Source organism: Microbacterium sp. NPDC076895, from assembly GCF_040687115.1.
GTDB lineage: Bacteria > Actinomycetota > Actinomycetes > Actinomycetales > Microbacteriaceae > Microbacterium.
Genome location: NZ_JBFBMQ010000004.1, coordinates 122,323 through 148,761, shown reverse-complemented (window position 1 = coordinate 148,761; position 26,439 = coordinate 122,323). Strand labels below are relative to the sequence as shown.

At 67.1% G+C, this 26,439-nt stretch carries 23 protein-coding genes and 1 tRNA gene; 12 read left to right on the top strand and 12 right to left on the bottom strand.

What is annotated here, in order from left to right; translation table 11 throughout:
- The first annotated feature begins 35 nt into the window (after positions 1-35).
- Positions 36-2,627, top strand: coding sequence for a penicillin acylase family protein (locus tag AB0O89_RS05150; protein WP_363494823.1), 2,592 nt, complete (start codon positions 36-38; stop codon positions 2,625-2,627).
- 3 nt (positions 2,628-2,630) lie between these two features.
- On the opposite strand, the gene mnhG is transcribed toward AB0O89_RS05150, so the two are convergent.
- From mnhG to AB0O89_RS05115, 7 genes are all read right to left on the bottom strand, one after another.
- Positions 2,631-3,017 (bottom strand): monovalent cation/H(+) antiporter subunit G, encoded by a 387-nt coding sequence (mnhG, locus tag AB0O89_RS05145; protein ID WP_363494821.1) that lies wholly within the window; start codon positions 3,015-3,017, stop codon positions 2,631-2,633.
- The gene (locus AB0O89_RS05140) at positions 3,014-3,289 is read right to left on the bottom strand and encodes a monovalent cation/H+ antiporter complex subunit F (protein WP_300591805.1); all 276 of its coding nucleotides are present in this window, start codon (positions 3,287-3,289) and stop codon (positions 3,014-3,016) included. Before AB0O89_RS05140 ends, mnhG begins: the two co-directional genes overlap by 4 nt.
- Positions 3,286-3,861 (bottom strand): Na+/H+ antiporter subunit E, encoded by a 576-nt coding sequence (locus AB0O89_RS05135; RefSeq protein WP_363494816.1) that lies wholly within the window; start codon positions 3,859-3,861, stop codon positions 3,286-3,288. Before AB0O89_RS05135 ends, AB0O89_RS05140 begins: the two co-directional genes overlap by 4 nt.
- Positions 3,858-5,432: a Na+/H+ antiporter subunit D gene (locus AB0O89_RS05130; protein WP_363494814.1), complete on the bottom strand. Its 1,575-nt coding sequence runs from the start codon at positions 5,430-5,432 to the stop codon at positions 3,858-3,860. Before AB0O89_RS05130 ends, AB0O89_RS05135 begins: the two co-directional genes overlap by 4 nt.
- Complete coding sequence (locus AB0O89_RS05125; protein ID WP_341579788.1) at positions 5,429-5,896, bottom strand: Na(+)/H(+) antiporter subunit C; 468 nt, start codon at positions 5,894-5,896, stop codon at positions 5,429-5,431. Before AB0O89_RS05125 ends, AB0O89_RS05130 begins: the two co-directional genes overlap by 4 nt.
- Entirely contained in the window at positions 5,893-8,811 is a 2,919-nt protein-coding gene (locus AB0O89_RS05120) for a Na+/H+ antiporter subunit A (RefSeq protein WP_363494812.1), read from the bottom strand. The genes AB0O89_RS05125 and AB0O89_RS05120 overlap by 4 nt, the downstream gene beginning before the upstream one ends.
- Positions 8,812-8,894: 83 nt before the next feature.
- On the bottom strand, positions 8,895-10,001 hold the full coding sequence (locus tag AB0O89_RS05115; protein WP_363494810.1) for a substrate-binding domain-containing protein: 1,107 nt from the start codon (positions 9,999-10,001) through the stop codon (positions 8,895-8,897).
- 79 nt (positions 10,002-10,080) lie between these two features.
- Here AB0O89_RS05115 and AB0O89_RS05110 point away from each other — a divergent pair, with 79 nt between their 5' ends.
- The 4 genes from AB0O89_RS05110 to AB0O89_RS05095 are packed head-to-tail and all read left to right on the top strand — an operon-like array spanning position 10,081 to position 14,869.
- A complete protein-coding gene (locus AB0O89_RS05110) occupies positions 10,081-11,337 on the top strand; it encodes an MFS transporter (protein ID WP_363494808.1) in 1,257 nt (418 codons plus the stop codon).
- Positions 11,338-11,346: 9 nt separating this feature from the next.
- A complete protein-coding gene (nucS, locus tag AB0O89_RS05105; protein ID WP_363494806.1) occupies positions 11,347-12,042 on the top strand; it encodes an endonuclease NucS in 696 nt (231 codons plus the stop codon).
- A 49-nt stretch (positions 12,043-12,091) separates the two neighbouring features.
- Positions 12,092-12,763, top strand: coding sequence for an HAD hydrolase-like protein (locus AB0O89_RS05100; protein ID WP_363494804.1), 672 nt, complete (start codon positions 12,092-12,094; stop codon positions 12,761-12,763).
- Between the two features lie 18 nt (positions 12,764-12,781).
- Positions 12,782-14,869, top strand: coding sequence for a DUF2156 domain-containing protein (locus AB0O89_RS05095; RefSeq protein WP_363494802.1), 2,088 nt, complete (start codon positions 12,782-12,784; stop codon positions 14,867-14,869).
- 158 nt (positions 14,870-15,027) lie between these two features.
- Here AB0O89_RS05095 and AB0O89_RS05090 read toward each other — a convergent pair whose 3' ends face one another.
- Positions 15,028-15,600, bottom strand: coding sequence for a hypothetical protein (locus tag AB0O89_RS05090; protein ID WP_363494800.1), 573 nt, complete (start codon positions 15,598-15,600; stop codon positions 15,028-15,030).
- 56 nt (positions 15,601-15,656) lie between these two features.
- A tRNA-Leu gene (locus AB0O89_RS05085) sits at positions 15,657-15,740 on the bottom strand.
- 151 nt (positions 15,741-15,891) lie between these two features.
- Here AB0O89_RS05085 and AB0O89_RS05080 point away from each other — a divergent pair.
- The 7 genes from AB0O89_RS05080 to pknB all read left to right on the top strand — a co-directional run bounded on the left by AB0O89_RS05080 (position 15,892) and on the right by pknB (position 24,739).
- Positions 15,892-16,629: a DUF3662 and FHA domain-containing protein gene (locus AB0O89_RS05080; RefSeq protein WP_363494798.1), complete on the top strand. Its 738-nt coding sequence runs from the start codon at positions 15,892-15,894 to the stop codon at positions 16,627-16,629.
- Positions 16,626-17,144, top strand: coding sequence for an FHA domain-containing protein (locus AB0O89_RS05075; RefSeq protein WP_363494796.1), 519 nt, complete (start codon positions 16,626-16,628; stop codon positions 17,142-17,144). Before AB0O89_RS05080 ends, AB0O89_RS05075 begins: the two co-directional genes overlap by 4 nt.
- 13 nt (positions 17,145-17,157) lie before the next feature.
- Positions 17,158-18,399 (top strand): PP2C family serine/threonine-protein phosphatase, encoded by a 1,242-nt coding sequence (locus AB0O89_RS05070; RefSeq protein WP_363494794.1) that lies wholly within the window; start codon positions 17,158-17,160, stop codon positions 18,397-18,399.
- A 7-nt stretch (positions 18,400-18,406) separates the two neighbouring features.
- Positions 18,407-19,798 carry an FtsW/RodA/SpoVE family cell cycle protein gene (locus tag AB0O89_RS05065; protein ID WP_363494954.1) on the top strand — a complete coding sequence of 464 codons (1,392 nt, stop codon included), beginning with the start codon at positions 18,407-18,409 and terminating at the stop codon, positions 19,796-19,798.
- A 16-nt stretch (positions 19,799-19,814) separates the two neighbouring features.
- The gene (locus AB0O89_RS05060) at positions 19,815-21,269 is read left to right on the top strand and encodes a penicillin-binding transpeptidase domain-containing protein (protein WP_363494792.1); all 1,455 of its coding nucleotides are present in this window, start codon (positions 19,815-19,817) and stop codon (positions 21,267-21,269) included.
- On the top strand, positions 21,266-22,975 hold the full coding sequence (locus tag AB0O89_RS05055; protein WP_363494790.1) for a serine/threonine-protein kinase: 1,710 nt from the start codon (positions 21,266-21,268) through the stop codon (positions 22,973-22,975). The genes AB0O89_RS05060 and AB0O89_RS05055 overlap by 4 nt, the downstream gene beginning before the upstream one ends.
- 63 nt (positions 22,976-23,038) lie before the next feature.
- On the top strand, positions 23,039-24,739 hold the full coding sequence (pknB, locus tag AB0O89_RS05050) for a Stk1 family PASTA domain-containing Ser/Thr kinase (protein WP_363494788.1): 1,701 nt from the start codon (positions 23,039-23,041) through the stop codon (positions 24,737-24,739).
- A gap of 44 nt (positions 24,740-24,783) precedes the next feature.
- On the opposite strand, the gene AB0O89_RS05045 is transcribed toward pknB, so the two are convergent.
- From AB0O89_RS05045 to AB0O89_RS05035, 3 genes are read right to left on the bottom strand one after another with little or no spacing between them, the layout of a single operon-like run.
- Positions 24,784-25,446: a gamma-glutamyl-gamma-aminobutyrate hydrolase family protein gene (locus tag AB0O89_RS05045; protein ID WP_363494786.1), complete on the bottom strand. Its 663-nt coding sequence runs from the start codon at positions 25,444-25,446 to the stop codon at positions 24,784-24,786.
- A complete protein-coding gene (locus AB0O89_RS05040; RefSeq protein WP_363494784.1) occupies positions 25,443-25,598 on the bottom strand; it encodes a hypothetical protein in 156 nt (51 codons plus the stop codon). Before AB0O89_RS05040 ends, AB0O89_RS05045 begins: the two co-directional genes overlap by 4 nt.
- Positions 25,598-26,395 (bottom strand): class E sortase, encoded by a 798-nt coding sequence (locus AB0O89_RS05035; protein WP_363494782.1) that lies wholly within the window; start codon positions 26,393-26,395, stop codon positions 25,598-25,600. The genes AB0O89_RS05040 and AB0O89_RS05035 overlap by 1 nt, the downstream gene beginning before the upstream one ends.
- Positions 26,396-26,439: the final 44 nt, after the last annotated feature.

Sequence of the window (26,439 nt, the reverse complement as noted above, 5' to 3'; positions counted from 1 at the left end):
ACCCCGTGTCCGCCCGGCTCACCCGAGAGGCTTCAATGTCGAAGACCGTACCCGCCGTTGTCGGCGACGCCCCCGAGGCGCCGACCCGCCCGCGCCTCGGCCGCCGCATCGGCCTCATCGCCTACAGCGTGCTCGTGGGGATCGTCGTGCTCGCGTTGGTTGCCGCGGGAGTCGGCGTGTGGTTCGTGAATCGCTCGTTTCCCGAGACCGAGGGAACGGTCGCCCTGGACGGGCTGTCGGGCACCGTCACCGTGCAACGCTCCCAACTCGGCATCCCGACGATCACGGCAAGCTCCACCGATGACCTCTTCTTCGCGCAAGGGTACGTGCACGCCCAGGACCGTTTCTGGGAGATGGACTTCCGTCGCCACGTCACCAGCGGTCGGCTCGCAGAGCTGTTCGGTCAGTCGCAGGTCGGCACCGATGCGTTCCTGCGCACCCTCGGCTGGCGTGAGATCGCCGAGCAGGAAGTGGCGGCGCTGGATGAGACGACCCTCTCCTATTACCAGGCGTACGCCGACGGGGTGAACGCGTATCTCGCCGACCGCGACGGGGCAGACATCTCGCTGGAGTACGCGGTCCTCGGCCTGCAGAACGCGGACTATGAGATCGAGCCGTGGACCCCCGCCGACTCGGTGGCCTGGCTGAAGGCGATGGCCTGGGACCTCCGGTCGAACATCGAGACCGAAACCGAACGAGCACTGCTGGCCACCTCCTACACCGACGAGCAGCTCCTCGAGCTGTACCCGCCCTACCCGTTCGACGAGAACCCGGTCATCGTCCCCGAGATCACTGACGTTCCAGCGGCTACCGAGCCAGCGCAAGCAGCTGCCGGCGGCATCCGCTGGACCGAGGTTTCCGACGTCGTGAGCGCCGTCTCGACGCTGATCGGCGATGCGGGCGAGGGCATTGGTTCGAACTCGTGGGTCGTGGCGGGTGACTACACCGACACTGGGATGCCGCTACTGGCCAACGACCCGCACCTGGGCGCATCGCTGCCGAGCGTCTGGTATCAGGCGGGTCTGCGCTGCGCGGTCGTGAGCGACGCCTGTCCGTTCGATGTCGCCGGCTTCAGCTTCTCGGGCGTGCCCGGCATCATCATCGGCCACAACGCGTCGATCGCGTGGGGCTTCACCAACCTCACGACGGATGTCGTCGACCTCTACATCGAGAAGCTCGACGGCGAGCAGTACTGGCGCGATGGTGAGCTCGTCGACCTCGACACCCGCACCGAGACGCTGAAGGTCGCAGGTGGCGAGGATGTCGAGCTGACGATCCGCTCGACGGTGCACGGCCCGATCATCTCGGGCCTGACGGCGGACTTCGATGCGATCGCCGCTGACCCCGTGGTCGGCACGGCAGGCGCCACCGTCACCCCGACGGCTGAGCCGGAGGGCGAGAGCGCCGTCAGCATCCAGTGGACCGCGCTGCAGCCGGGAACGACGGCCACGGCGATCTTCGAGCTGAACGCCGCCACCGATTTCACCGGATTCCGCGCAGCCGCCGAGAAGTTCGTCGTGCCGGCCCAGAACCTGATCTACGCGGATGTGACGGGCAACATCGGCTACCAGACGCCGGGGCAACTTCCGATTCGCGGTGCCGGAGACGGGTCGATGCCCCAGCCAGGGTGGGACTCGGCCTACGACTGGCAGGGCTACATCCCGTTCGCGGATCTGCCGGTGGCCTACAACCCCGACGAGGGTTACATCGTCACCGCGAACAACGCGATCGTCGACCAGAACTACCCCTACTTCCTCACGCGGGACTGGGACTACGGATGGCGCGCAGCCCGCATCGATGAACTGCTGCAGCGAGCCATCGCCGAAGGGCCCGTCACCGCCGAGGTGATGCGCGGCATCCAGGCAGACAACCAGTCCGAGATCGGCAAGACGCTCATCACCGCCTTCGAGAACCTTCGGACCGGCGACGAGGCGACGGATGCCGCACTCGACCTGCTGCGTCAGTGGGACGCCCAGAACGACGCCGACTCGTCGGCCGCCGCGTTCGCGAATGTCGTGTGGGACGAACTCGCGCACAACCTGTTCACCCGCGGTCGATCGACGCCGGTTCCCTTGACCAGCCAGTCACGGCAGTTCCTCGTGGTGCAGAACCTGCTCGCTGACCCGAGCTCTGCCTGGTGGACGAACACCGAGATCGGCGTGTCGGGCCAGCGGGAGATGCTGGAGGCCAGCGCCCGCAGCGCGACCGAGATCCTCACGACGGCGCAGGGATCGAATCCGCTGCAGTGGCGGTGGGGCACCCTGCACGCGATCACGCTCACTCACGAGACGTTCGGCACCTCGGGTATCGCGCCGATCGAGGCCCTGTTCAACCGCGGCCCCTTCCCGGTTGGTGGCGGCTCCTCGGTGGTCAACGCGACCGGATGGCCGCTCGGTGAGGGCTTCGCGACGACGACGGTGCCGTCGATGCGCATGGTCGTCGACCTGAGTGACTTCGACGCGTCAGGCTGGAATCATCTGACCGGCGCGAGCGGTCACGCGTTCCACAAGAACTACACCGATCAGACAGCGACCTGGCAAGCGGCGGGACTCACGCCGTGGGCCTTCTCTCGGGATGCCGTAACGGCAGCCACCGAGCACACCCTCACTCTCGAACCCGCGAACTAAGCCTCAGCCGGGATCGGCGCCGGTCTCGGGGCGGGAGGTCTCGATCTCGGCGTCGGCGAGTTCGTCGACCACGAGGTCATCGACGTCCATCGTGCGGTTGCGGTACGCCTGACGGCCCACCATCTGGGCCGCAAGTGGCGACGCCGCGAGCTGGATCAGGATGATCGGCACGATGAACGCGACGACCGCCCAACTGCGCTGTGCGAGGGCGATCGCGATGCACACCAGGATGACGCCCAACACCTGGGGCTTGGTCGCGGCGTGCAGGCGGCTGGGGACATCGCGGAACCGCGCCAGCCCGATCGCCGCCGTCACGCACAGCAGCGCGCCGATCAGGATCAGCACGAGAGCCGTTCCGTCCAGAAGGGCCGCGATCTCAGCATCCGTCATTTCGTCACGTCCTTTCGGGCGACGAACCGAGCGATCGCGATCGATCCGAAGATGCCGACCGCGGCAATGATCAGGAGGACCGGCAGGGTGCGAGTGTGGTGTCCGATCACCATGTCGGCGCCGAGGACGCAGACAACCTCGGTCAACAGCACATCGGACGCGACAGCGCGATCGAGGATCGAGGGCCCCACGACGATGCGCCACAGCGTGACGAGCGCCGCTGCCGTGAACGCGATGTAGATGGCGATGATCAGGATCGTCGAGATCGTCATGACACCTCCGCCTTCTGCGCCTGCCGAAGCCGGTGCAGCTGCTCGCGCGACCCGAACGCCCGGGTCAGCCGCGCCTCCCACAGGAGCGTCTCGCGCCGATTGGCGACGATCTCCTTCTGCCCGCGCACGCCGATGATGTGCAGGTACAGGATGCGGCGATCGCGGTCGGCATCCAGCACGAGCGAGCCGGGAATGAGCGAACACGTGATCGCGGTGTGAGCCATCAGCAGGTCATCGTCAGTGCGCAGCTGGACGCCGATCACGGCAGTGCGGGGCTGCCGGCGCAGGTCGAGCACCTGCCACGCGACTGTCAGCGAGCCGCGCACGAGACCCCCGAGGAAAGTGACGACGAAAACCAACGCGTACCAGAGGTTGAGCCGCCCCGACAGCTCGACCACCGGAAGGTGGAAGACGACCGTGACGGCGATGGCAGCGAGAAGGCCGGTGAGAAAGGCGAGCACCGTGAACTGTCCCCACAGCAGCATCCACAGCGCCGTCAACCACAGCAGGACGGGAAGCTGCCGCCAGATCGCGGTGAAGAAGCCGACGGGCTCGGGGGAGCGATCAGTCACTGCTGCACCTCCCCGCTCATGTCGACGGACTCGTCCAGCTGGACGACGGTGATCGGCTCGAGCAGCGCACCGCCGACCCGGGCGCAGATCTCATACAGCGGCCCGGCGAACACCGTCAGTGCGACGCTGAACGCCACCATCCCTGCGGTACCCGCCGTCATGATGCGCGGGATCACCCGGCGTTCAGTGACGGTCGTTGCCGCAGGCGCTTCCCGCAGATAGGCCGTGCGCTGCGCGGTCTCGCTCGAATCGTCTTCCTCGCGCCAGAACGAGAGGTTCCACGCTCGTATGAGGGCATACAGGGTGAGCAGGCTCGTCGCAATCCCGGCGACGATGAGCGTCATCATCAGCGGTGTGCCGACCGCCGCCCCCGCGTCGAACAGCGCGTATTTGCCGATGAAGCCCGAGAACGGTGGGAGGCCGCCGAGGTTGACGGCCGGGATGAAGTACAGCAGCGCGATGACGGGGGCCGCCCGCATGAGCCCCTTGACCTTGAGGATCGAGGTGCTTCCGGCCCGGCGTTCAACGAGGCCCACCGCGAGGAAGAGCGTCGTTTGCACCACGATGTGGTGGACCATGTAGTAGATCGTCGCCCCGATCGCCGCGGGCGTCGCGATCGCGATCCCGAAGATCATGTAGCCGACGTGGCTGACCAGGGTGAACGACAGAATCCGTTTGAGTTCGGCCTGCGCGACGGCACCCAGGATGCCGATCACCATCGTCGCGAGAGCCGCGATGAGCAGGATCGTATTGAGGTCGTTCTCGAGGAAGATCTGGGTTTCGGTGCGGATGATCGCGTAGACGCCGACCTTGGTCAGCAGGCCCGCGAACACCGCAGTAACCGGCGCTGGCGCCGTCGGGTACGAGTCGGGAAGCCAGAACGAGACGGGGAAGACCGCTGCCTTGATCGCGAACGCGAGCAGCAGCATGACGTGCAGCACGTATTGCGTTTCCTGCGGCAGCTGCGTCATCCGGTCGGCGAGCTGGACCATGTTGACCGTGCCTGTCGCGCCGTAGATCATCGCGATCGCCGAGAGGAACAGGATCGACGAGACCAGGGAAACGACGATGTAGGTGATGCCCGCACGGATGCGCTGCTCACTGTTTCCGAGGGTGATGAGCACGTAGGACGCGACGAGCAGGATCTCGAAACCGACATACAGGTTGAACAGGTCACCCGCGGTGAAGGCGACGAAGATACCCGCCGCGAGGATGAGGTACGTCGGGTGGAAGATCGAGACCGGGGTGTCGTCGTCGCCGTCGGCGGCTCCCTGGCCGATCGAGAAGAGCAACACGGCAAGCAGCACGACGCTCGAGACCATGACGAGCAGCGCCGCAAGGCGATCGACGTAGAGCACGATCCCGAACGGGACGGGCCAGCCTCCCACCGATACGGCGAAGGGGAGGTTGGAGGCGTCGACAGCGACCAGCAGCACTGTCGCGATCGCGAGCGTCAGGACGAGCGTGACCACCGAGACACCGACCTGAACCCGGCGGTGGCGGCCGGCAATGAGCGCGATGGCCGCACCCAGCAGCGGCAGCGTGACCAGGAGCGGAACGAGGGCGGTCATGAACCTGATCCCTTCGTCCGATCATCCGTGGCTTCGGATGCGAGGAAGTCGCTCGTCGCGTCGTCGTCTTCGGGTTCGATCTCCTGATCCATCTCGTCGTCGGCTCGCATGCCGCGCTCGCGAAGCGCGACATCCGCTTCGTCCTCGTCGAACGTGTCGGCCTGGCCCAGTTGCCACGAGCGGTAGATCAGCGCGAGCAGGAACGCCGAGATCGCGAAGGTGATCACGATCGCGGTCAACGTGAGCGCCTGCGGCAGGGGGTCCGACATCTCCTGAGGTTCACCGTCGCCGTAGAACGGCGCGATACCGGGCCGCCCCATGACGATGAGCAGCAAGAGGTTGGCTGCGTTGCCGAGCAGGAGGAACCCGATGAGCACGCGCGTGAGGCTGCGCTCGAGCATCGCGTACACGCCGGCGGCGAAGAGCACCGCCATGATGACGATGAGAACGATCGAGACGTTCACGATCCGCTCACCTCCTCGCGTGCCGCGACCGACGTCCCCGCTGCGTTGGCCTGACGGTCGACCTCGGCACCAAGACTGCGCAGGACATCCAGCACCAGCCCGATCACGACCAGGTACACACCGACGTCGAAGATCGTCGAGGTCACGAACTCGATGTGCCCGAGCACGGGCACATCGGCCTCGAAGATGGCCCGTGTCAGCGGCTCGACGCCGAATGCGAGCGGGATGATGGCGCAGGCAACGGCGATACCCATGCCGATCCCGAGGAAGCGTCCAGCGTCGGTGGGTGCAGCAGCGCCGAGCTCGTAGCGACCCCCGGCGATGTAGCGCATCACCAGCGCCATCCCGGCAACGAGACCCGCTGCGAACCCACCACCGGGAAGGTTGTGCCCGGCGAACAGCAGATACAGCGACACGATGATGATCGAGTGGAAGAGGATCCGCACCACGATCTCGAGCAGGATCGACCGGTTCTCGGGACGCACACGCTGCCCCGCGACGAGCCAGGCGTTGCGGCCGGTCGGGCCGTCGGCGTCAGTCTCAGCCAGCGGCGTGCGACGGCGCAGCGCGCGGTGAGCGCGCTGGACGATGGGCTGCGTGATCTGAGGGAGCGTGTCGGAGCGATTCGTCACGAAGACGAGGGAGGCCACACCGGTGGCGGCGAGAACGACGACCGAGAGTTCACCCATCGTGTCCCAGCCACGCAGATCGACTAGCGCGACGTTCACGACGTTCTTGCCGTGCCCGATCTCGTAAGCAAGGTTCGGGAAGGCGAGCGAGATGGGCAGGTCGACGCGGGCGCCGGTTGCGACGATGGCAACGCCGGCCATCGTGAGTCCCACGAGCACGGCCAGTATCGCGCGGCCCACGGCGAACGACGAACCGTTATGAGCGCCGAGGCGCGACGGGATGCGGCGCAGCACGAGCGCGAATGCGACCAGTGTGACGGTCTCGACGAGGATCTGGGTGAGAGCGAGATCAGGTGCACCGCTCGTTGCGAAGAGCACGACCATACCGAGGCCGGTGACCGAGACGAGCACGACACCCGTGTAGCGCTTGCGGGCACGAACGGCAATGACTCCGGCCGCGATCATCACCGGAGCAACGGCGAGTTGCACGGGCGTGTGGAAGGCGTCGAGGTCTGCCTGCCAGTCCGATGAGGCCAACAACGCGGTTCCCTCGCCGGCCACAAGAACGAGGAAGATCGTGGCGACGTAGACCGGGAGTGAACCGCGCTGGACGAGCGTGGTCGTCAGCACCGAGAGTCGCTCGATCATCCGCAACGAGCCGTTATAGGCATCCACCGCCGTGAAGGGAAGAACGCGCCGGCGTCCGACTCCCCGCGCCGTAAAGACAAAGAGCACGGCACCGAGCGCGATCGTGCCGAGCGAAATCCACAGGGCCGGCTCGAACCCGTGCCACAGTGCGAGATAAGCGGGGTGCTCGGGCACGGACACCTCGGCGGTCGCCAGCGGCGCGAGCTGCGCGTACGGCGCGAATGCGACATCGAGAAGGGGAGCGGCGAATCCTCCCGCAAGGCTGAGCGCAGCCAGGATCACCGGCGCCGACAGGAATCCCGCCGACGGGGCCGGCCACGACACCGTAGCCATGTCGCGCTTGGTCCAGAACGCTCCCCACACGAACCGGATGCCGTACGCCGCGGTCAGCACTGAACCGACGACGACAGCCAGAAGCGCGACAAGGCCCCATGCCGAGCCTCCGACCGCCTCATCCAGGAGGGCTGCGAGCGCACCCTCCTTCGCCACGAACCCGACGGTGGGGATGATGCCGACCATCGACGCGATCGACACGATCGCGGCCGTGGCAAGGGCTGGCACCTGACGTCCGAGTCCACTGATCTCACGAAGATCGCGGGTCGAGAGCTGGTGGTCGATGATCCCGACGATCAGGAACAGCGCGGACTTGAAGAGGGCATGACTGAGCAGCAGAGCGAGTCCCGCCAGAGCGGCATCCTGGGTGCCATAGCCGAGGACGACCATGAGGAAACCCAGCTGGCTGACAGTTCCGTAGGCGAGAAGGCGTTTGAGATCTGTCTCACGCAGGGCCTGCCATCCGCCGAGCAGCATCGTGAAACCACCGAGGCCGATCACGATCGGATGCCACGCGGGATTCTCGGCGAAGACCGGCGCCAATACCGCAACGAGATAGATGCCGGCTTTGACCATGGCTGCCGCGTGCAGATAGGCCGAGACCGGTGTCGGGGCCGCCATCGCGCCGGGGAGCCAGAAGTGGAAGGGGAAGATCGCCGACTTGCTGAGCGCGCCGACCAGCAGCAACACGAGCGCCGCGGTCATGACGGGACTGACCGGTGGGTCGGCGAGGATCTCGGACAGGCTTGAGGTTCCTGCCTGCACCACGACGAGCACGACACCGATGAGCATCACCAGGCCACCGAGAGTCGTCACCAGAAGCGCCTGCAGGGCAGCGCGCCTGCTGGCCGCACGTCTGTTGTAGTGGCCGATCAACAGGTACGACAGAACGCTCGTGACCTCCCAGAACATCACGAGCACGACGACATCGTCAGTGAGCACGAGCCCGTACATCGCCCCCGCGAACGCGAGCAGCACGGCGGCGAACTGGCCGAGCTCTTCCTTCCCGTCGAAGTACCAGCGGCAGTACAGCAGAACGAGAGCACCGACTCCGGTGACGATCAGCGCGAGGACCCACGACAGGGTGTCCATCCGCATCGACAGCTCGATATCGAGAGGTTCGATCCAGGTGAACGACTCGAAGGGGATGTCGCCGGCAAGCACTCGGGGTGAGAGCGCCGCGGTGTACACGAAAGCCCCGAACGAGACCGCGGCGGCGGCGAAGAATGCCCGTGGACCCCACGCCCGCACGAGCAGCGGCAGTGCGAGTGACCCGATCGTGAACGCCACGAGAACGAGGAGCATGCCGGCCTCCTCGTGGTCGTCGTCCCGTCGATGCTGCGGGATCGGGCGATCAGGGTGTGGCTTTCATCCTATCCGGGCAGTGTTCAGGCGCGGCCGGTGGATGCGGGATTACCCCGGGGAACCGGCCCTGCCGTGGTGCCGATTCGGAAGGAACACGTGAACGTGACGGACGCGGCATCCTCCCCCGCCAGCATCGCCACGACCGCGGCGCCGGCCGCGCGACCCTTCTCGACGGCCGGCTGCACCAGGGTCGTCAGCTCATAGGCATCCAGTCCGTCGACCTCGACTCCATCGAAGCCGGTGACGCTGAGATCGTCGGGAACGCGCAGGCCGCACTCTTCGGCCGCGCGGATGACGCCGGCGGCCAGCAGGTCGGTCTGGGCGATGACCGCCGTCGGGCGGTCGGGTCCGGCGAGAATCTCGCGGCCGGCGGTCAGGCCCTCATCGATCGAACTGGTCACCGCTGCGTACGTCGGGGCATCGGGGTAGACAGCCCGGGCACCGACCAGGCGCGCCGCGGTCACATCGACCTTGACGGCGTCGGCGGGGCCGAACCAGCCGCGGGCGCGCGAGGGGCGGATCGGGAGGGTGAGGATCGTCACCCTCTCGTGGCCGAGGCCCCGCAGGTAGCTCGCTGCCCGCTGCTGCGCCGCACTGTTGTCGAGCTCGATCCGCGGGATGTCGGGCCCCGCATCGCCCTCGATGATGACGACCGGCACGCGGCGAGCACGCAACACCTCGAGCGAGGGCTGGCGGGTTTGGCCGAATCCGACGAGGACCGCAGCATCGATCGGCGCGGAGGTCATCGCCGATGGCACCTCGATCGCACCGCTGTCGGTTTCGGTTGCCGGCGCCGCAGAGGACGTCTCATCCGGCAGAAGCAGCAGTCCGGCGCGAAGCGGTGCCACCCCCTCGGCGATCCCATCCATCATCGCGATCGTCACCGGGTCGTGAAAGGCGGAACGCAGCGAGCCTCCGAACACGACGCCGACGATGCCGGACCGACCCCGACGCAGCGACGCGGCGCGGGGATCCGGACCGGTGTACCCGAGAGCCTCAGCAGCCGCTAGCACGCGCCGGCGCGTCTCGGCGGAGGCAGGCGCGTTGCCGCTGAAGACGACGGACGCCGTGGATGCCGAGACTCCGGCTTCGCGCGCGACGTCAGTGATCGTTGCCCTGCGCTCGCTCATGGTGCCTTGATGGTACTGGCTCGCACACGCAGTTCCCCGTGAGATGGTGCGCCTCGAAACGATTCGATACACTCGACCGGTGGATACCGCTCTCTCTCGCGCTCAGATCGTCCGGTGGCGCACCGCGGTCTTCACCATCTTCTTCCTCAGTGGGCTGAGCGTGGCAACGTGGGCTGCGCGGGTGCCGGCGATCAAGGCGACGCTCGGCGTCGACAACATCCAGATCGGCTTCATGCTGCTGGGCGCCGGTATGGCCTCGATCATCGGTCTGTCCCTGGCATCCGTCGTTCTCGCGCGGTTCGGTGCTCGCCGAAGCATGCTCGGCGCCATCCTCACCTTCTCGGTCGGTGTCGCGCTCGTTGGAATCGGTGTCGACGTCGCAAACTCGTACATTCTCGTGATCGTCGGTCTCGCTCTGTTCGGCCTGGGCAACGGATCCGTCGACGTCATGATGAACGTCGAGGGTGCTGCGATCGAGAAGACGATCGGAAAGACGATCCTTCCCCTCTTCCACGCGTTCTTCAGTTTCGGAACCGTCGCCGGCGCGGGGCTCGGGGCCCTGGCGATCGCCATGAACCTCAACGTACTGACGCACACCGCGGTGATCGCCGGCCTGCTCGTGCTGACCGGTCTCTGGGCGAGCGCCAACGTGCCGGCCCGGGAGATCGCGATGGACCCGGATGCCGACCCGGAGCCGGCCCAGAAGCCGGGCATGCGCGAACGCCTGAGCGTCGCTCTGTCGGCGTGGAAGGAACCCCGCACCTACACACTCGGGATCATCATGCTCGGGATGGCGTTCGCCGAGGGCGGCGCCAACGACTGGCTCGCGCTCGGGGTCGTGGACGGACATGGCGCGAGCGAAGCGCTCGGGGCGATCGGGCTTGCCGTGTTCTCGGTCAGCATGACCGTCGTCCGGGTTTTCGGTGGGCCTCTCGTCGACCGCTTCGGCCGCGTTGCCACGTTGCGCGTTCTCTCTGTGCTCGCGGCATCCGGCCTGCTGCTGTTCATCCTCGCGCCGAATGTGCCACTCATCTTCGTCGGGGCGGCGCTCTGGGGCGCGGGTACCTCGCTCGGCTTCCCTCTCGGGATGTCGGCAGCCGCCGACGACCCCGCGAAGGCTGCAGCGCGCGTGAGCGCGGCGGCCACGATCGGCTACGTCGCGTTCCTGTGCGGCCCGCCGATCCTCGGGTTCATCAGCTTCCACATCGGCGTGCTCAACACGCTGTACATCCTGGTCGCCCTCGCGATCGCCTCGGGCCTCGCATCGGGCGCTGCCCGCCCCCTCCCGGTGCCTGCCGCCGCTCCCGCGGGCGGCGAGCGGACTGAGGGCCATTAGGCTCGACGGGTGCGTCTTGTCATCGCCCGCTGCACCGTCGATTACACCGGCCGACTGAACGCGCATCTCGCGCTCGCGACCAGGCTCCTGGTGCACAAGGGCGACGGTTCGCTGCTGGTGCACTCGGACGGCGGCTCCTACAAACCCCTGAACTGGATGAGCCCGCCCTGCTCGCTGGTCGTGGAAGAGCCGGATGCCGAAGCCGCCGATGTCGGCGTCATCGAGCAGTGGCGCGTCACGCATGCGAAGACCGGCGACGCCCTCCTCGTGCGGATCTACGAGGTCGTGCACGACTCCACGCACGAGCTCGGCGTCGACCCGGGCCTGGTGAAAGACGGCGTCGAAGCAGACCTCCAGCGTCTCCTTGCCGAGCAGGTCGACGTCATCGGCGACGGCCTGAGCCTCGTGCGTCGCGAGTATCCGACCGCAATCGGCCCGGTGGACCTCCTGCTGCGCAACCCCGAGGGCGGCACGATCGCCGTCGAGGTGAAGCGCCGGGGCGACATCGACGGTGTTGAGCAGCTCACGCGCTACCTCGAGCTGCTCGGGCGCGATCCGCACCTGGCACCGGTGACGGGAGTCTTCGCTGCCCAGGAGATCAAGCCGCAAGCGCGCGTGCTGGCGACTGACCGCGGCATCCGGTGCGTCACCCTCGACTACGAGGGGATGAAGGGCATCGAGTCGGGAGCGCCCCGCCTGTTCTAACGGGGCCTCCAGCGACTGCCGCCCCGCTGGGTTCCCCTAGCGTGGAGTCATGCGATCTCCCTGGACCTGTGTGCTGTGGGATGTCGACGGCACCGTCGTCGACGCCTCCGACGGCATCCTTCGCCGACTGACCACGACCCTCGAGCACTTCGGCTACCCCGCACCGACCCGGGCAGAGCTCGTCCACTGGATCGGTCCGCCCATGTTCGAGTCCTTTCAGGTGAACCTCGGCATGACACCGGAGCAGTCGACGGATGCCGTAGCGTACTACCGCGCCCTCAGCAAAGCCGACGGCTACACGACCGGTGCGCGGTTGTTCGACGGGATCGGAGAACTCATCGCCGATCTCGACAGCGCCGGCATCCCGCAGGCGACCGCCAGCTCGAAGCCGGAGAACCAGGTCGTCGCCCTCATGGAGCATTTCGCGCTGTCGCCGCACCTGCGTGCGATAACCGGTGCCACTCCCGACGAGCGGACTCTGAGCGCGAAGGCCGACATCGTCGCTGAAGCGCTGCGGAGACTGCGGGCTGTCGGTGTAGACACGTCGCGACCCGTGCTCATCGGGGACCGCCACCACGATGTCGACGGGGGCGCCGCTAACGATGTCCCCGTGATCTTCGTGCGGTGGGGTTTCAGTTGGCCCCACGAATCCGAGGGCGCGCAGGCGACGGTCGACGACGTCGCGTCGCTGCGCGGATTGCTCCTGGCACCGACAGAATAGGTGCGCAGGAGGGCAACGATGACCGACACCGCAGCGACCGAGACTCCCGCGCGCCGGGCGTCCGGGTTCGGGATCCGAACCGCGGTGTCGCGGATGCCTGCCACGATCGTGTTCGTGCTCGCACTACTCGCGGTGGGCATCATCTCGCAGGGCCTGTGGCGATCGTTCAAGCACAACCCGCTCTTCGCGGAGGTCGCGTACGGACTGCCGGCGTTCCTCGAGGGCCGGTGGTGGACGCCGGTCACGGGAACGTTCTTCGTCGTACATCCGTGGGTCTACGCCATCACTCTCGCGAGCTTCATCGGCATGGGCTACCTCGAGTGGCGCCGCGGGACGCGGGTTGCCCTCGCGTACTACACGGTCGGGCAGCTCTTCGCGATCTTCGCGAGCGCCCTGGCGCTCTGGCTTCTCGCCTTCACACCCTGGCCCTGGGCGCAGCGCGAGGCACTCGCCCTGGATGTCGGACCCTCCGGCGGTACCATGGCATGCCTCGCCGCCGCGGCTACGGTCCTCCCCTCCCCGTGGCGTTCCCGTGCGTGGCTGGTGCTGCTCGGCGGTAGCGCGGTGGCACTGCTCTACTGGGGTTCGCTGGCGGATGTCGTGCACGCGTTCGCCATCCTGCTTGTTCTGGTCGTGGCGAGACCGCTGCGGCTTCGCCGCGTGAGCGTTCAGGAGCAGCGATTCGTCGCTCTTGTCGCGGTCCTCGCGCTGGCAGCGGTCGAGACGCTCACCTCGATCGTTCCGACCAACGGACCGTTCGGCCGGACCGAACTCGGCGGCGGATCCTGGATCGACACGGCGATCGACGTCATCATCCTGCTTCTGGTGGCCCGGGGGCTCTTCCGCGGTCGCCGCTGGGCATGGGTCATCGCCGTGATTCTTGCGAGCATCAACGTCGTTCTCGGCATCCTGGTCATCGCCCTGTACTTCACCTTCCCCGCCGCCGACCTCACCTGGGACGGCGACCCGTCAGTCACCGTCGCGACGGCGGTGTTGTGGGGCATCCTGCTCGTCTATCTCGCCTGGGTGCGCGGCGCTTTCCGTGGCCGGCGGCGAGCGAAGTTGGGCCTCAGCCCCATCCCCACGGCCGGCGAGGTCCGCGAGATGCTGCACGCCTTCGGCGGCGGCACCCTCTCGTGGATGACGACGTGGGAGGGTCTCTCGTACGCCCGCACGAGGTCGGGGATCGTCGCCTACCAGCGCCGCTCGGGGGTGGCGCTGGTACTCGCCGACCCCCTCGGGCCGCCCGCGAGCCGAGCCGAATCAGTGCGAGAGTTCGTCTCGACGGCAGAGAGCGCGGGACTCATCCCCTGCTTCTTCTCGGCGGACGAAGCAACCCGCGCTGTCGTGCCGGAGGGCTGGCGCAGCCTCATCGTCGCTGACGACACGATCGTCGACCTGGCGGGGCTCGAGTTCACCGGCAAGCGGTGGGCTGCGGTTCGCACGTCACTGAACCGCGCGAGCCGCGAGGAGATGACGTTCCGGATGACGCACCTGGCCGATGAGCCCTGGGGCATCCAGCAGCAGCTGCGCGCCATCTCGGACATGTGGGTCGGCGACAAGGGGCTGCCCGAGATGGGCTTCACCCTGGGCACGCTGCACGAGGCTGCAGACCCTGAAGTGCGGCTCGCCCTGGCGATCTCACCGAACGGCGACGTCGACGGATTCCTTTCCTGGCTGCCGGTGTACGGCGAGGGCCGGGTCGAAGGGTGGACGCTCGACCTCATGCGCCGTCGCGAGGGCGGGTTCGGGCCCGTGATGGAGTTTCTGATCGGCTCGTCGGCACGGTTCTTCGCCGACGAGGGAGCCCGGATGCTGTCGCTGTCGGGCGCTCCCCTCACACACGACTATCCACCGGACGCCGGGATGATCGCCGACATCACCGAGCGGCTCGCCGACATGTTGGAGCCGGTCTACGGCTTCCGGTCACTGCACCGCTTCAAGGAGAAGTTCCATCCCCGCTACGAGTCGCTATACCTGCTGTATCGCGACGAGGCCGACCTGGCTCGGATCGGAATGGCGTTGACCCGGGCCTTCCTCCCCGACGCGTCGCTGCGTCAGCTCGCAGGATCGAGCCGAGAGCTCCTCCGCAGCGGCCGGTCCTGACCATCGAACGCGGTGCCATCGAACGCCCGGGCCGAGCAACGCTCCAGACCCGGGCGTCGACGGATCCCCCCGGATAGATCGCGCCAAAGCGCGACGAGCCACACTCTATCGACACGCGCGCCTCACTGGTACTGCTGCTGGATGAGATCTCCGGCCACTCACGAGGTCGCGAGAAAGACGGCGTCGCCGCCGGTGTTGAGCACGGTCCACACGCCGCCGTCGACCTCCTCGGCCGGGACGCTCACAGCGACGTTCGCCGACAGGTCTTCGGCGGGCGGATACACCGTTCCGATCGACCAGAGCTGGTTCGGCACGTCGGCTGCGGCGTTCTCGAACAGTTCGTAGCTACGCCCGCTCGCCCCGATGTAGCGGACGACCAGCGACGCCCAGGGGTCGATCCCGAGGGTGTCGGCATCCGCGGGGTCCTGCCCTGCCTCCGCGAGCTGATCACGGATCGCGTCCCAGTCGATGAGGATGCGCATCGGCAGCACGACATACCCGTCGCCGACCTCGGTCGCCGCAGTCGCACCCACCGACCACGCCGACACGTCGGAGAGGCGAATGGTCTCACCGACCGGGAGCGGGTTGGCGCGAGACCCCGGCGCCGCCTCGGCGCTCTCACTGAACGACGGCGTCGGGCTCGGATCTGGTGTCGAGTCTGCGGTGCACCCTGTCAGTGCGATGCCCACGATCGTGAGTGCGGCCAGGGCCGCGGCACGCTGGAATCTCATGACGCCTCGATTCGGGTAGGACGAAAAGAAGGCCCCTCTCGGGACCTTCTCTCCTGTGCGCGAGGGGGGAGTTGAACCCCCACGCCCTTTCGGGCACTGGCACCTGAAGCCAGCGCGTCTGCCTATTCCGCCACTCGCGCGAACCGCGGCGAACCGCGGATCAACTTCCCGAGGATATCACGACAGATCAGCGCGTCGAGCCCGGTATCGGCGCTCCCGACAGGTCGTCCATGGCCTGTTCAGAGTCTCCAACTAGCATGGACCCACCGCTCTGCCTGCCTGAGGAGATCCGTGGGACTACTTGACAGCTTCGAGAAGGGACTCGAACGTGCCGTGAACGGCGCGTTCGCGAAGACCTTCCGTAGCGGGATCCAACCCGTCGAGATCGCTTCCGCCCTGCGCAGCGAGCTCGATAAGAAGGCCGCCGTGGTCGCGCGGGACCGGATCCTCGCCCCGAACACCTTCACCGTGAGGCTGGCACCCGCAGACAACGAGCGGATGCAGGCGATCGGTCAGCCGCTCGTCGACGAACTCGCCGAGCTTGTCACGAAGCACGCACGGTCGCAGGGGTATACCTTCGCCGGCCCCGTCTCGGTGACCATTCGCCGCGACGATGCCCTGTCGACCGGAACTCTGCAGGTCGATTCGTCGACCGCCCAGGGCTCGGTCTCCTGGCGCGGCGTTCTCGACATCGCGGGCCAGCGGCATCCGCTGGTCAAGGCCCGCACCGTGATCGGCCGCGGCAGCGACGCAGACATCACACTCGCGGATGCCGGCACCAGCCGCCGTCACGTCGAGGTGCTGTGGGACGGCGAGCGCGCGATGGTGCGCGATCTCGGGTCGACCAATGGCACGCTGCTGAACGGTCGCAAGATCAGCGAGTCGCCGCTGCCGCCAGACTCCACCATCACGATCGGCCGCACCGACATGGTCTTCCGCGTCGTCGCGCAGGCCTCCGCGCCGGCACGACAGCCGGCATCCGATGCCACGCGGGCTTTCGACGTGTTCGACGGGGGCGGACGCGCATGAGTGAACTGACACTTCTGCTGCTGCAGATCGGGTTCCTGCTGCTGCTGTGGTTCTTCGTGTTCGCCGTCGTCTACGCCCTGCGCGCCGACGTGTTCGGTGTGCGGGTGCGACGGATGCCGGAAGCCGTGGCGCCGGTCGGACCTGTTCGCCGCGAGACGGCACCGGTCGCACCCACTGCCCCGAGCGCTCCCGCTGGCGCTGCGGGTGGTCTCGCCACCAAAGAAGCCGTTTCGCGCATCGTGATCACGAGTGGCCCCAAGGCCGGTCTCGAACTCCCCCTGGGAACCGAGCCGCTGACGATCGGGCGCTCCAGCGAGTCGGGCCTGGTCATCCGTGACGACTACACCTCGAGCCACCACGCCCGCCTGCTGCTCTGGGGGGAGCAGTGGATGCTGCAGGATCTCGATTCGACAAACGGCACGTGGCATGACGGTGCGCGTGTGAGTGCGCCGGTCGAGGTGAAGATCGGAGCCCCGATCAAGGTCGGCGCCACGACCTTCGAGCTGCGGAAGTAACGGCCGACCCGTCATGGTCTTCGAAGGCTCCAGCGCCGCGCTGTCGCACACCGGAAAGGTGCGCTCGAACAACCAGGACTCTGGGTACGCGGGATCGAACCTGTTCATCGTCGCCGACGGGATGGGCGGCCACGCCGGCGGCGACGTGGCCTCGAGCATCGCGATCGCGCAACTCGCAGACCTCGACCGCCCGTTCGAATCGCCCGCGGCAGCCGAACGGGCACTCGGCGAGGCGATCACCGACACCGCGGCTGCCCTCATCGACACCGTCGCCGCCCGCCCGGAACTGGCCGGCATGGGAACGACGGTCAGCGCTCTCGCGATGGTCGACGACTACGCCGTGATCGCCCACATCGGCGACTCGCGTGTCTACCTCTACCGCGACGGAGCCCTGACGCAGATCACGACCGATCACACGTTCGTGCAGCGTCTGGTCGACTCGGGACGCATCACCCCCGAAGAAGCGCGCTACCATCCGCGCCGCTCGGTGCTGATGCGTGTGCTCGGCGACATGTCGCCGAACCCTGAGATCGACACCTTCGTCATGCCGACTCAGCCGGGTGACCGGTGGCTCCTGTGCTCGGACGGACTGTGCGGCGTCGTCCCCGACACGCAGACGGCCAAGGCGCTCGGGGCAGATCTTGCCCCTGCCCGCACCGCTGACGCACTGCTGAAGATGGCCCTGGATGCCGGAGCCCCCGACAACGTCACCATCGTGCTCGTGGATGTCGGGGGGCGGCATCCGTTGTTCTCGGGAACCCCGACGGTTGTCGGTTCGGCGTCTAACCCCGCCGGCATCGACATCCCTGCCGCCCGCAGCTCCCGCACGAGCTGGCTGCACCCCGCAAGGCAGGCAGCCAACGAGCCGACGCACTTCGAACCGGCGCCAGAATTCCTCGAGGAGCTCATCGAAGAGGACCGACGTCGATCGCGCCGACGCCAGCTCGCCTGGATCGCGGGCTTCGTGATCGTGCTCGCGATGATCAGCGTCGCCCTGTTTGGCGCCTACCAGTGGACGCAGACGCGCTTCTTCGTCGGCGCCGACGAAGACACCGTCGTGATCTACCGCGGCATCCAACAGAACATCGGTCCGATCTCGCTGTCGACACCGTACGAAGACACCGGCATCCTGCTCGCCGACCTGCAGTCCTTCGACCGCGCGACCGTCGAGCGTACGATCTCGGCGCGATCCCTTGCCGACGCGCGGGCCATCGTCGACAGGATCGAATCCCGGGCGGAGGTGCCCAGTGGCTGATCCCGCCATCACACGTGAACCGGCGGCCGACATCTCGGCCGACACGGCTGTCGTCCGCGCGCTCAAGAGGTTGCGAACCCCGCAGAAGCAGCGCAACCGCGAACTCGGCCTGCTGCTGTTCGCGCTCGTACTCTCACTCGGTGCCCTCGTGCTCGTGCAGCTCGGCGTCATGGGTGAGATCGCCCCGGGTTACCTCATCGCCTTCGGCGGACTGTTCACGACGGTCATCGCCGTCCACATCGCGCTGCGCGTCTGGGCGCGCGATGCCGACCCCTTCGTCGTGCCGATCGCGACCCTGCTCACCGGGCTCGGGATCGCGATGATCTACCGCATCGACCTCGCCATCGGTGCCGAGGGGTGGGATGCAGCGTCAGTTCGCCAGCTCGCGTGGGCGGGCATCGCGATTCTCGGATGCCTCGCCGTCGTGATCGCGCTCCGCAACTACCGCGTCCTGTTCCGATACACCTACATCTTCGGGTTCGTGGGAATAGCCCTACTCCTGCTTCCTATCGTGCCGGGCCTGGGCACCGACGCGAACGCCGACGTCTGGGTGTCGCTCGGGATCTTCTCGTTCCAGCCGGGTGAGCTCGCGAAGATTTCCTTGGCGATTTTCTTCGCTGGCTACCTCGTGCGCACCCGCGAAAGCCTGAGTTCTGTCGGCACCCGGTTCCTCGGCATGACCTGGCCGCGAGCGCGGGAGCTCGGTCCCCTCCTCGTGCTCTGGCTGATTTCGCTCGGGATCATCGTGCTCCAGCGCGACCTCGGCACGGGACTGCTGCTGTTCGGCATGTTCGTCGCAATGCTCTACGTCGCCACGGGCAAGACCTCGTGGGTCGTCATCGGTCTCGTGCTGGCTGCAGCCGGCGCCTTCTTCGCCTCGCGGGTGCTCTCCTACGTCGGCGGACGCTTCGACAACTGGCTCGATCCCTTCAACCCGGACCGCATCGAAGCCACCGGCGGAAGCTTCCAGCTCGTCCAGGGCATCTACGGCCTCGCCCACGGTGGGCTCATCGGCACCGGACTCGGGCAGGGACGCCCCTACATCACCCCCCTGTCGCAGAGCGACTACATCCTGCCGAGCCTGGGCGAAGAGCTCGGCCTCGCCGGTGTGTTCGCGATCCTGCTGCTGTACATGGTGTTCGTCGCCCGCGGCATCCGGATCGGCGTCGCAGGGCAAGATGACTTCGGCAAGCTCCTCGCGACGGGCCTGGCCTTCACGATCGCCCTCCAGGTGTTCATCATGGTCGGTGGCGTCACACGCGTCATCCCGGTTACGGGGCTGACGACACCGTTCCTCGCGGCAGGTGGATCTTCGCTCGTTGCCAACTGGATCATCGTGGCGCTGCTGCTGCGCATCTCGGATGCCGTCCGCAGTCGCCCCCGCGCGGTGATCGGCTGATGGGGGTGATGGCACGATGACCAAGGAATTGCGGCGGCTCAGCATCCTGGTGCTCGTGATGTTCCTCGCTCTGTTCGCCTCGACGACGTGGATCCAGGGAATCCAGTCGGCAGATCTCGCCGACTACCCGCGAAACACCCGCGCGCTGTACGACTCGTACGAAGTGCAACGCGGTTCGATCATCGCGAGCGGTTCGGCGATTGCGTCTTCGGTCCCGTCGAGCGACGTCTTCAGCTGGCAACGCGTCTATGTCGACCCCGACATGTGGGCGCCGGTGACCGGTGTCATCCCCGTCGTGGGGCAGGCCACCGGCATCGAGCAGGCGATGAACGACGAGCTCAGCGGCACTGCAAGCTCGCAGTTTCTCTCCCGCATCGAACAGATCCTCACCGGCCAGCCGCCGCGCGGTTCAAACGTCGTGCTGTCGCTGGATGCCGACGTTCAGCGGGCCGCGTATGAGGCGCTCGGCGACCTGCAGGGCGCGGTCATCGCCATCGAGCCCGATACCGGTCGAGTCCTCGCAATGGTCACAAGCCCCAGCTACGACACCAATCTGCTCGTATCGCACGACACCGCTCAGGTCGAGACCGATTACGCCGCGCTGCTCGCCGATCCGGCGAACCCGCTCTACAACCGCGCGATCGCGGGGGATCTCAACCCGCCAGGGTCCACGTTCAAGGTCGTCGTCGTCGCCGCGGCTCTCGCGTCGGGACAGTACACACCCGAATCCCAGATCCCGAACCCCGCCATCTGGCAGCTCCCCCAGTCGTCGAACACGATCCGCAACGCCAGCGGCGGAACGTGCGGACCCGGTGAGACGGTCTCGATCGCCGACGCGCTGCGCCTGAGCTGCAACATCCCGATGGCTCAGCTTGCTGCGGAGCTCGGCGACGAGGCGATCCGCCAGCAGGCCGAGAAGTTCGGATTCAACCTCTCGTTCAGCATCCCCCTGGACTCGACTCCGTCGAGCTACCCCCGCGGGCTCGACGCCCCGCAGACCGCCCTCACCGGTTTCGGCCAGGGACAGGTGACAGCGACGCCGCTGCAGATGGCGATGGTCTCTGCCGGAATCGCCAACGGCGGGATCGTCATGAACCCCCGAATGGTCGATCAAGTCATCGGCCCGGACCTGTCGGTACAGCAGACGTTCGAGAGCACCGTTTTCGGTGAGGCACTGAGCCCGGAACTCAATGAGGAGATGGTCGCCATGATGGTCGCGAATGTCGAAAACGGCGCCGCCTCGAATGCAAGAATAGAGGGCGTCGACGTGGCCGGTAAGACGGGTACGGCGGAGAACGGACCCGACAAGCCGTACACCCTCTGGTTTACCGGGTTCGCGCCCGCCGACGATCCCGAGGTGGCAGTGGCAGTCGTCGTGGAGAACGGTGGCGGAATGGGTCAGTCGGGCTACGGGGACCTCATCGCGTCCCCGATCGCGAAGAAGGTCATGGAGGCGGTGCTGAACAAATGAGACCGACGCAGGGTGTGACCTTCGGAGGCCGTTACGAGCTGGATTCGCGGATCGCGATCGGCGGCATGGGCGAGGTCTGGGAAGCAACAGACCACGTCATCGGACGCACGGTCGCGATCAAGATCCTCAAAGACGAGTACATGGGCGACCCCGGGTTTCTGGAGCGCTTCCGCGCCGAGGCCCGGCACGCTGCCCTCGTCAACCACGAGGGCATCGCCAGCGTGTTCGACTACGGCGAAGAGAATGGCAGCGCGTTCCTGGTCATGGAACTCGTGCCGGGTGAGGCTCTCTCGACCATCCTCGAGCGCGACGGTTCACTGTCGACCGACAAGACGCTCGACATCATCGCCCAGACCTCGGCGGCCCTGCAGGCGGCACACGCCGCCGGTCTCGTGCACCGTGACATCAAGCCCGGGAACCTGCTGATCACCCCCGACGGCCGCGTGAAGATCACTGACTTCGGTATCGCGCGCATCGCCGACCAGGTTCCCCTGACCGCCACCGGTCAGGTCATGGGCACTGTGCAGTACCTCTCGCCCGAGCAGGCGTCCGGTCACCCGGCATCCCCCGCCACCGACATCTACTCGCTCGGCATCGTCGCCTACGAGTGCCTGGCAGGCAAGCGCCCATTCACGGGCGAGTCGCAGGTCGCGATCGCGATGGCCCAGATCAACGAGCAGCCGCCGCCGCTGCCGCCGACCGTCGCTGTGCCGGTGCAGAACCTCGTCATGGCGATGATCGCCAAGAAGCCCGAAGACCGCCCCGCCACCGCCGCTGCCGTCGCTCGTGCCGCAACGGCGCTTCGCCGCGGCGACGTTGCCGCGGCAGCAGCAGCGATCCCCGCGATCGCCACGGGAGCAATCGCCGCCGACGACGCAACAGCCCTGCTGACGTCCGCCGCGACATCCGCCGAGACCCGGCTGATGCCCGCTCCGGAGACCCCGGCCGAAGAGCCCGCGCCGCGCAAGCGCAGCCCGTGGACGTGGCCGCTCGTTGCGCTCATCGTGCTGCTGGTTCTTGTTCTCGGCGGCACGATCTGGGCTCTCGTAGCCAACCAGCAGCCGGCGCCTGAACCGACCAACTCGTCGTCGACCCCGTCTCCCAGCGCATCGACACCGACGCCCTCGCCCAGCGAGACGCGCATCAACATCGACGCCCTGAACCTGGTGGGCATGCAGTGCGAGCAGGCAGTGCAGACGGCGAAGAGCGCGGGTGTGCTCGAGGTCGTCACAGACACGGGCACTGCGGCTCCGGATGACTCGCAGGTCGGTGTCGTCTGGCAGGTCAACCCGACCGGCAACATCGAGCCGACGAAGGCGCTCACGATCTCGTGCTACGGCCAGGTCACCCCGATCGGCGGACCGAGCAACCCGCCCGCTATCCAGGGTGGTGCGCCTGCTACGGCGGGGTCGACCGTCACGTTGACCTGGGACAGTTTCACCTGCCCGACCGGGACCGGGACGCTCAGTGGCTACACCGTCACACTGCAAAACGCGGTCTTCACCGTCGACGGCACGTCGCAGCGCACGTTCCCCCCGAACGACCGTGAGGAGGCGATCCTCATCGCCAACGCCGCCGGTCAGACCCTGACGGCGTCATACACGGCACTGTGCAGCGGGCCCGAACAGCGGACATCGGATGCCTCGCCGCAGATGCAGGTTCAGATCCAACCCGCCTCGAGCCCTAGCCCGACGAACACGCCCTGACCGGGGGTTCACAGGAAGCGCTCGACTAGGCTGAGGAGGCTGGCTCAGTCAGGGAGGGGTAGTGTGACCGACGATTCTCGCGTGCTGTCGGGCCGCTACCGGATCGACGAGTCAATCGGCCGCGGCGGCATGGCGTCGGTGTATCGCGGATACGATCTGACGCTCGGCCGTGACGTCGCGATCAAGGTCCTCAATCCCGAGCTCGCTCGGGATGCGGGGTTCCGTACGCGCTTCCGCCTGGAGGCGCAGGCTGCGTCGCGGATGTCGCACCCGACCGTCGTGCGCGTGTTCGACGCCGGCGAAGAGACCGAGTCCCTTCCCGACGGGACGACCCAGCCCGTGCCGTACATCGTCATGGAGCTGGTGACGGGGCGGCTGCTTAAGGACGTGATCGAGGACGGTCCTGTCGAGGCCGAGCGTGCGGTCGCCTATGCCGACGGCATCCTTGAGGCTCTCGAGTACTCGCACCGCGCGGGCGTCGTGCACCGCGACATCAAGCCCGGCAACGTCATGGTTACCGCCGACGATCACATCAAGGTGATGGACTTCGGTATCGCTCGCGCGGTTTCGGACTCGTCGTCAACCGTTGCCGAGACCACCGCCATCCTCGGCACTGCCGCCTACTTCTCGCCCGAGCAGGCGAAGGGCGAACCGGTCGACGCTCGTGCCGACCTGTATTCCACAGGTGTCGTGCTCTATGAGATGTTGACCGGCCGCGCGCCGTTTCGGGGCGAGTCCTCGGTTGCCGTCGCGTACCAGCACGTCAGCGAGACCCCGCTCACGCCGTCGGAGATCAACGAAGAGATCCCGCGTGCGTTGGATGCCGTCGTGCTTCGCGCTCTGGCGAAGGATCCCTACCAGCGGTACCAAGACGCTGCATCCTTTCGGGCAGCGCTGACTCATGCCCTGACCGGCAAGGCGCCCTCGCGTCGTCAGTTGGGAACGCTGACCAGCGAGCTCTACGGCCCCAACCCGCGGCAGGCCGCGGAGACCGCTCGCTCGCTCCGCCAGCTGTCGACCGACACGACGATGCGACGCACACAGTCGGGTCCCCCGGTCGCGTGGGTGTGGGCCGGCGTCGCGATCCTCGCCGTGTTGCTGATCTCGGTGCTGTTCTGGGTGCTCACCATTCCGCGCGGCGGCGAGAACGTCCCGAGCAACTCGCGCATCGTCCCCGACGTGACAGGCATGACCTACGAGCGGGCGGCGGAGGAACTGACCGCCAACGATCTGGTTCCCGTCCGCGTCGAAGAATCAAGCGTCGCGGTGGCCGAAGGAAACGTCATCCGCACCGACCCCGGCACGGATGTCTCCGTCGAGGTGAACCAAGAGATCAAGGTCTACGTTTCGACGGGACAAGAGCTCGTGGCCGTGCCGGCGCTCACGGGCCTCACCCAGGAGACTGCCGCGCAGGCCCTCGAGCAGGTCGGTCTGAAGGTGGGCACGGTGACCTCACGCAACGATCCGGCCCTCGACGCCGGAATCGTCATCGCTGCGGACCCAACAGGCGGTGACGAGGTGGCAGTCGGCAGCAGCGTCGATCTCGTCGTTGCGACAGGGCGTGTTCTGATCAACGACGTGACCGGCTACACCGTCGAGGCAGCAACGCGGGAACTCGAAGCCCCCGACACTCAGCTGACGGTCCAAACGCAGGAGGACACGTCGTGCCCCGCGACCACCCCGCCTGTCGTCATCGCGCAGTCCCTCGCGCCCGGTGAGGTGCCCGTACGCTCGACAATCACGTTGACCTACTGCTCCGGCTGACGCCCCACTCTCACGAACTCTGACCTCGGCTAACGAGGCCGGACTCAGACGCCAGCGGCGACGTGCGGACGAAGCACGCCCGATCGTTCGACGGCATCCGGATAGCCGACCTGTTCCAGCCAGTTCGCCAACAGCCGGTAGCCGCCCTCGGTGAGCACGCTCTCGGGATGGAATTGCACGCCCCACAGCGGCGCGTCGCGGTGCGCGATTCCCATCACGATCCCGCTGTCAGTGCGGGCAGTGATGACAAGCCCCTCAGGCATCGTGTCGGGATCGACAGACAGTGAGTGATACCGGTTGGCGATGAAGGGCGACGGGATGCCGGAGAACAGCATTGACCCGTCGTGGGTCACCGGGGACGTGACGCCATGGAAGAGTTCCGGCGCGACGGTCACTCGGGCCCCCAACGCTTCGGCGATCACTTGGTGTCCGAGGCACACCCCGAGCACGGGGACATCCTGCTCGACAGCCTCCCGAACGAGCTGCTGCGATGCCGCGGTGTCGGCGGGACGCCCCGGTCCGGGGGAGACGAGGATCCCCGCGTGATCACCGACGAGGCGCGGAACGGCATCCGCGGTGATCTGGTCTGCCTCGACCATCACGGTCGTGGCGCCCAACTCGTGCAGGTACCCCACGAGGGTGTGGACGAAGCTGTCGTGGTTGTCGACCACAAGTACCGGGCCGACGTTGGGCGAGTCGGCGGTCACCCGACTGTCGCGTCCTGCGGAGTGGTCAGTTCACTGATCCAGGGGAACACGTGGAAGACCAGGCCGTAGAGAACGGCTGCGGCCATCACGGTGAGAATCGCGACCTTGGCCCACCACGGGCCGGGTAGCACGTGCCACAGAGCTGCGTACATCAGGCGATTCCTTCCGTGAGGGATGCCGGCGGGCCCGCATCCCTCGGAGTGAACGATTCGAACACGCCATACGCGACGATCCGCTCCGTCATGCTCCAGCGCGGACTGCAGCTGGTCATCGTGATGTAGGCGTCGCCGGCAGTGACATCCATCTGCGGAACGGCGTCAAGCACCGATGTTTCGGTCGGCTTCACGTACTCGAGAGTGCGGAACCTGTAGGTGTACCACCCGGCCTCGGTTTCGACGACGATCGCGTCGCCAATGCGCAGCGTCTCGATGTCGGAGAACGGCTTTCCGTAGGTTGTGCGGTGGCCGGCAACGGCGAAGTTCCCGGCCTCTCCCGGCATCTGGGTGCCGGGGTAATGGCCGATCCCGATGGGGTCGAGTGTTCGTGCGCGTGTCACACCGCCGGCGATCGTGACGCTGTAGTCCGGCCCCCAGCGGGGCACCCGCATGATGGCGAACGCTTGCGCGTCGTCGGGCTGGCCAAGAACGGGAATGGGGACCTCGGCCTCGGTCGTCGCTGTCGGGTCCGGCGAGGCCGACACATCCGGCGTGGGAGATGCCGTCTCAGCTGCCTGTGCCCACTGCTCTGACAACTCGCTGCCGGCGGCGTTCTTCTGCGCGCCCTGGATCACATCCCCGAGCCACAGCTGCCACCCGACGTACAGGAATGCCAGTACACCCAGGGTGATGAGCAGTTCCCCGATCACACCAAGGACACTCACCCGGCGGCGGCGCTTCGCTGGGCGACGCGATCGGCGGGTCGGGTGCGGCACGTCCTCCGCATCAGCCACGCGCATCCCCTTCGTCTGAGTCCTCGCCTGGGCACTGGTCACCG

What these genes read in the sequence shown, in the direction of transcription:
- AB0O89_RS05150 (WP_363494823.1), top strand. Translation starts at nt 36, where the DNA reads ATGTCGAAGACCGTACCCGCCGTTGTCGGCGACGCCCCCGAGGCGCCG.
- mnhG (WP_363494821.1), bottom strand. Translation starts at nt 3,017, where the DNA reads ATGACGGATGCTGAGATCGCGGCCCTTCTGGACGGAACGGCTCTCGTG.
- AB0O89_RS05140 (WP_300591805.1), bottom strand. Translation starts at nt 3,289, where the DNA reads ATGACGATCTCGACGATCCTGATCATCGCCATCTACATCGCGTTCACG.
- AB0O89_RS05130 (WP_363494814.1), bottom strand. Translation starts at nt 5,432, where the DNA reads ATGACCGCCCTCGTTCCGCTCCTGGTCACGCTGCCGCTGCTGGGTGCG.
- AB0O89_RS05120 (WP_363494812.1), bottom strand. Translation starts at nt 8,811, where the DNA reads ATGCTCCTCGTTCTCGTGGCGTTCACGATCGGGTCACTCGCACTGCCG.
- AB0O89_RS05115 (WP_363494810.1), bottom strand. Translation starts at nt 10,001, where the DNA reads ATGAGCGAGCGCAGGGCAACGATCACTGACGTCGCGCGCGAAGCCGGA.
- AB0O89_RS05100 (WP_363494804.1), top strand. Translation starts at nt 12,092, where the DNA reads ATGCGATCTCCCTGGACCTGTGTGCTGTGGGATGTCGACGGCACCGTC.
- AB0O89_RS05095 (WP_363494802.1), top strand. Translation starts at nt 12,782, where the DNA reads ATGACCGACACCGCAGCGACCGAGACTCCCGCGCGCCGGGCGTCCGGG.
- AB0O89_RS05090 (WP_363494800.1), bottom strand. Translation starts at nt 15,600, where the DNA reads ATGAGATTCCAGCGTGCCGCGGCCCTGGCCGCACTCACGATCGTGGGC.
- AB0O89_RS05075 (WP_363494796.1), top strand. Translation starts at nt 16,626, where the DNA reads ATGAGTGAACTGACACTTCTGCTGCTGCAGATCGGGTTCCTGCTGCTG.
- AB0O89_RS05070 (WP_363494794.1), top strand. Translation starts at nt 17,158, where the DNA reads ATGGTCTTCGAAGGCTCCAGCGCCGCGCTGTCGCACACCGGAAAGGTG.
- AB0O89_RS05060 (WP_363494792.1), top strand. Translation starts at nt 19,815, where the DNA reads ATGACCAAGGAATTGCGGCGGCTCAGCATCCTGGTGCTCGTGATGTTC.
- AB0O89_RS05055 (WP_363494790.1), top strand. Translation starts at nt 21,266, where the DNA reads ATGAGACCGACGCAGGGTGTGACCTTCGGAGGCCGTTACGAGCTGGAT.
- AB0O89_RS05040 (WP_363494784.1), bottom strand. Translation starts at nt 25,598, where the DNA reads ATGTACGCAGCTCTGTGGCACGTGCTACCCGGCCCGTGGTGGGCCAAG.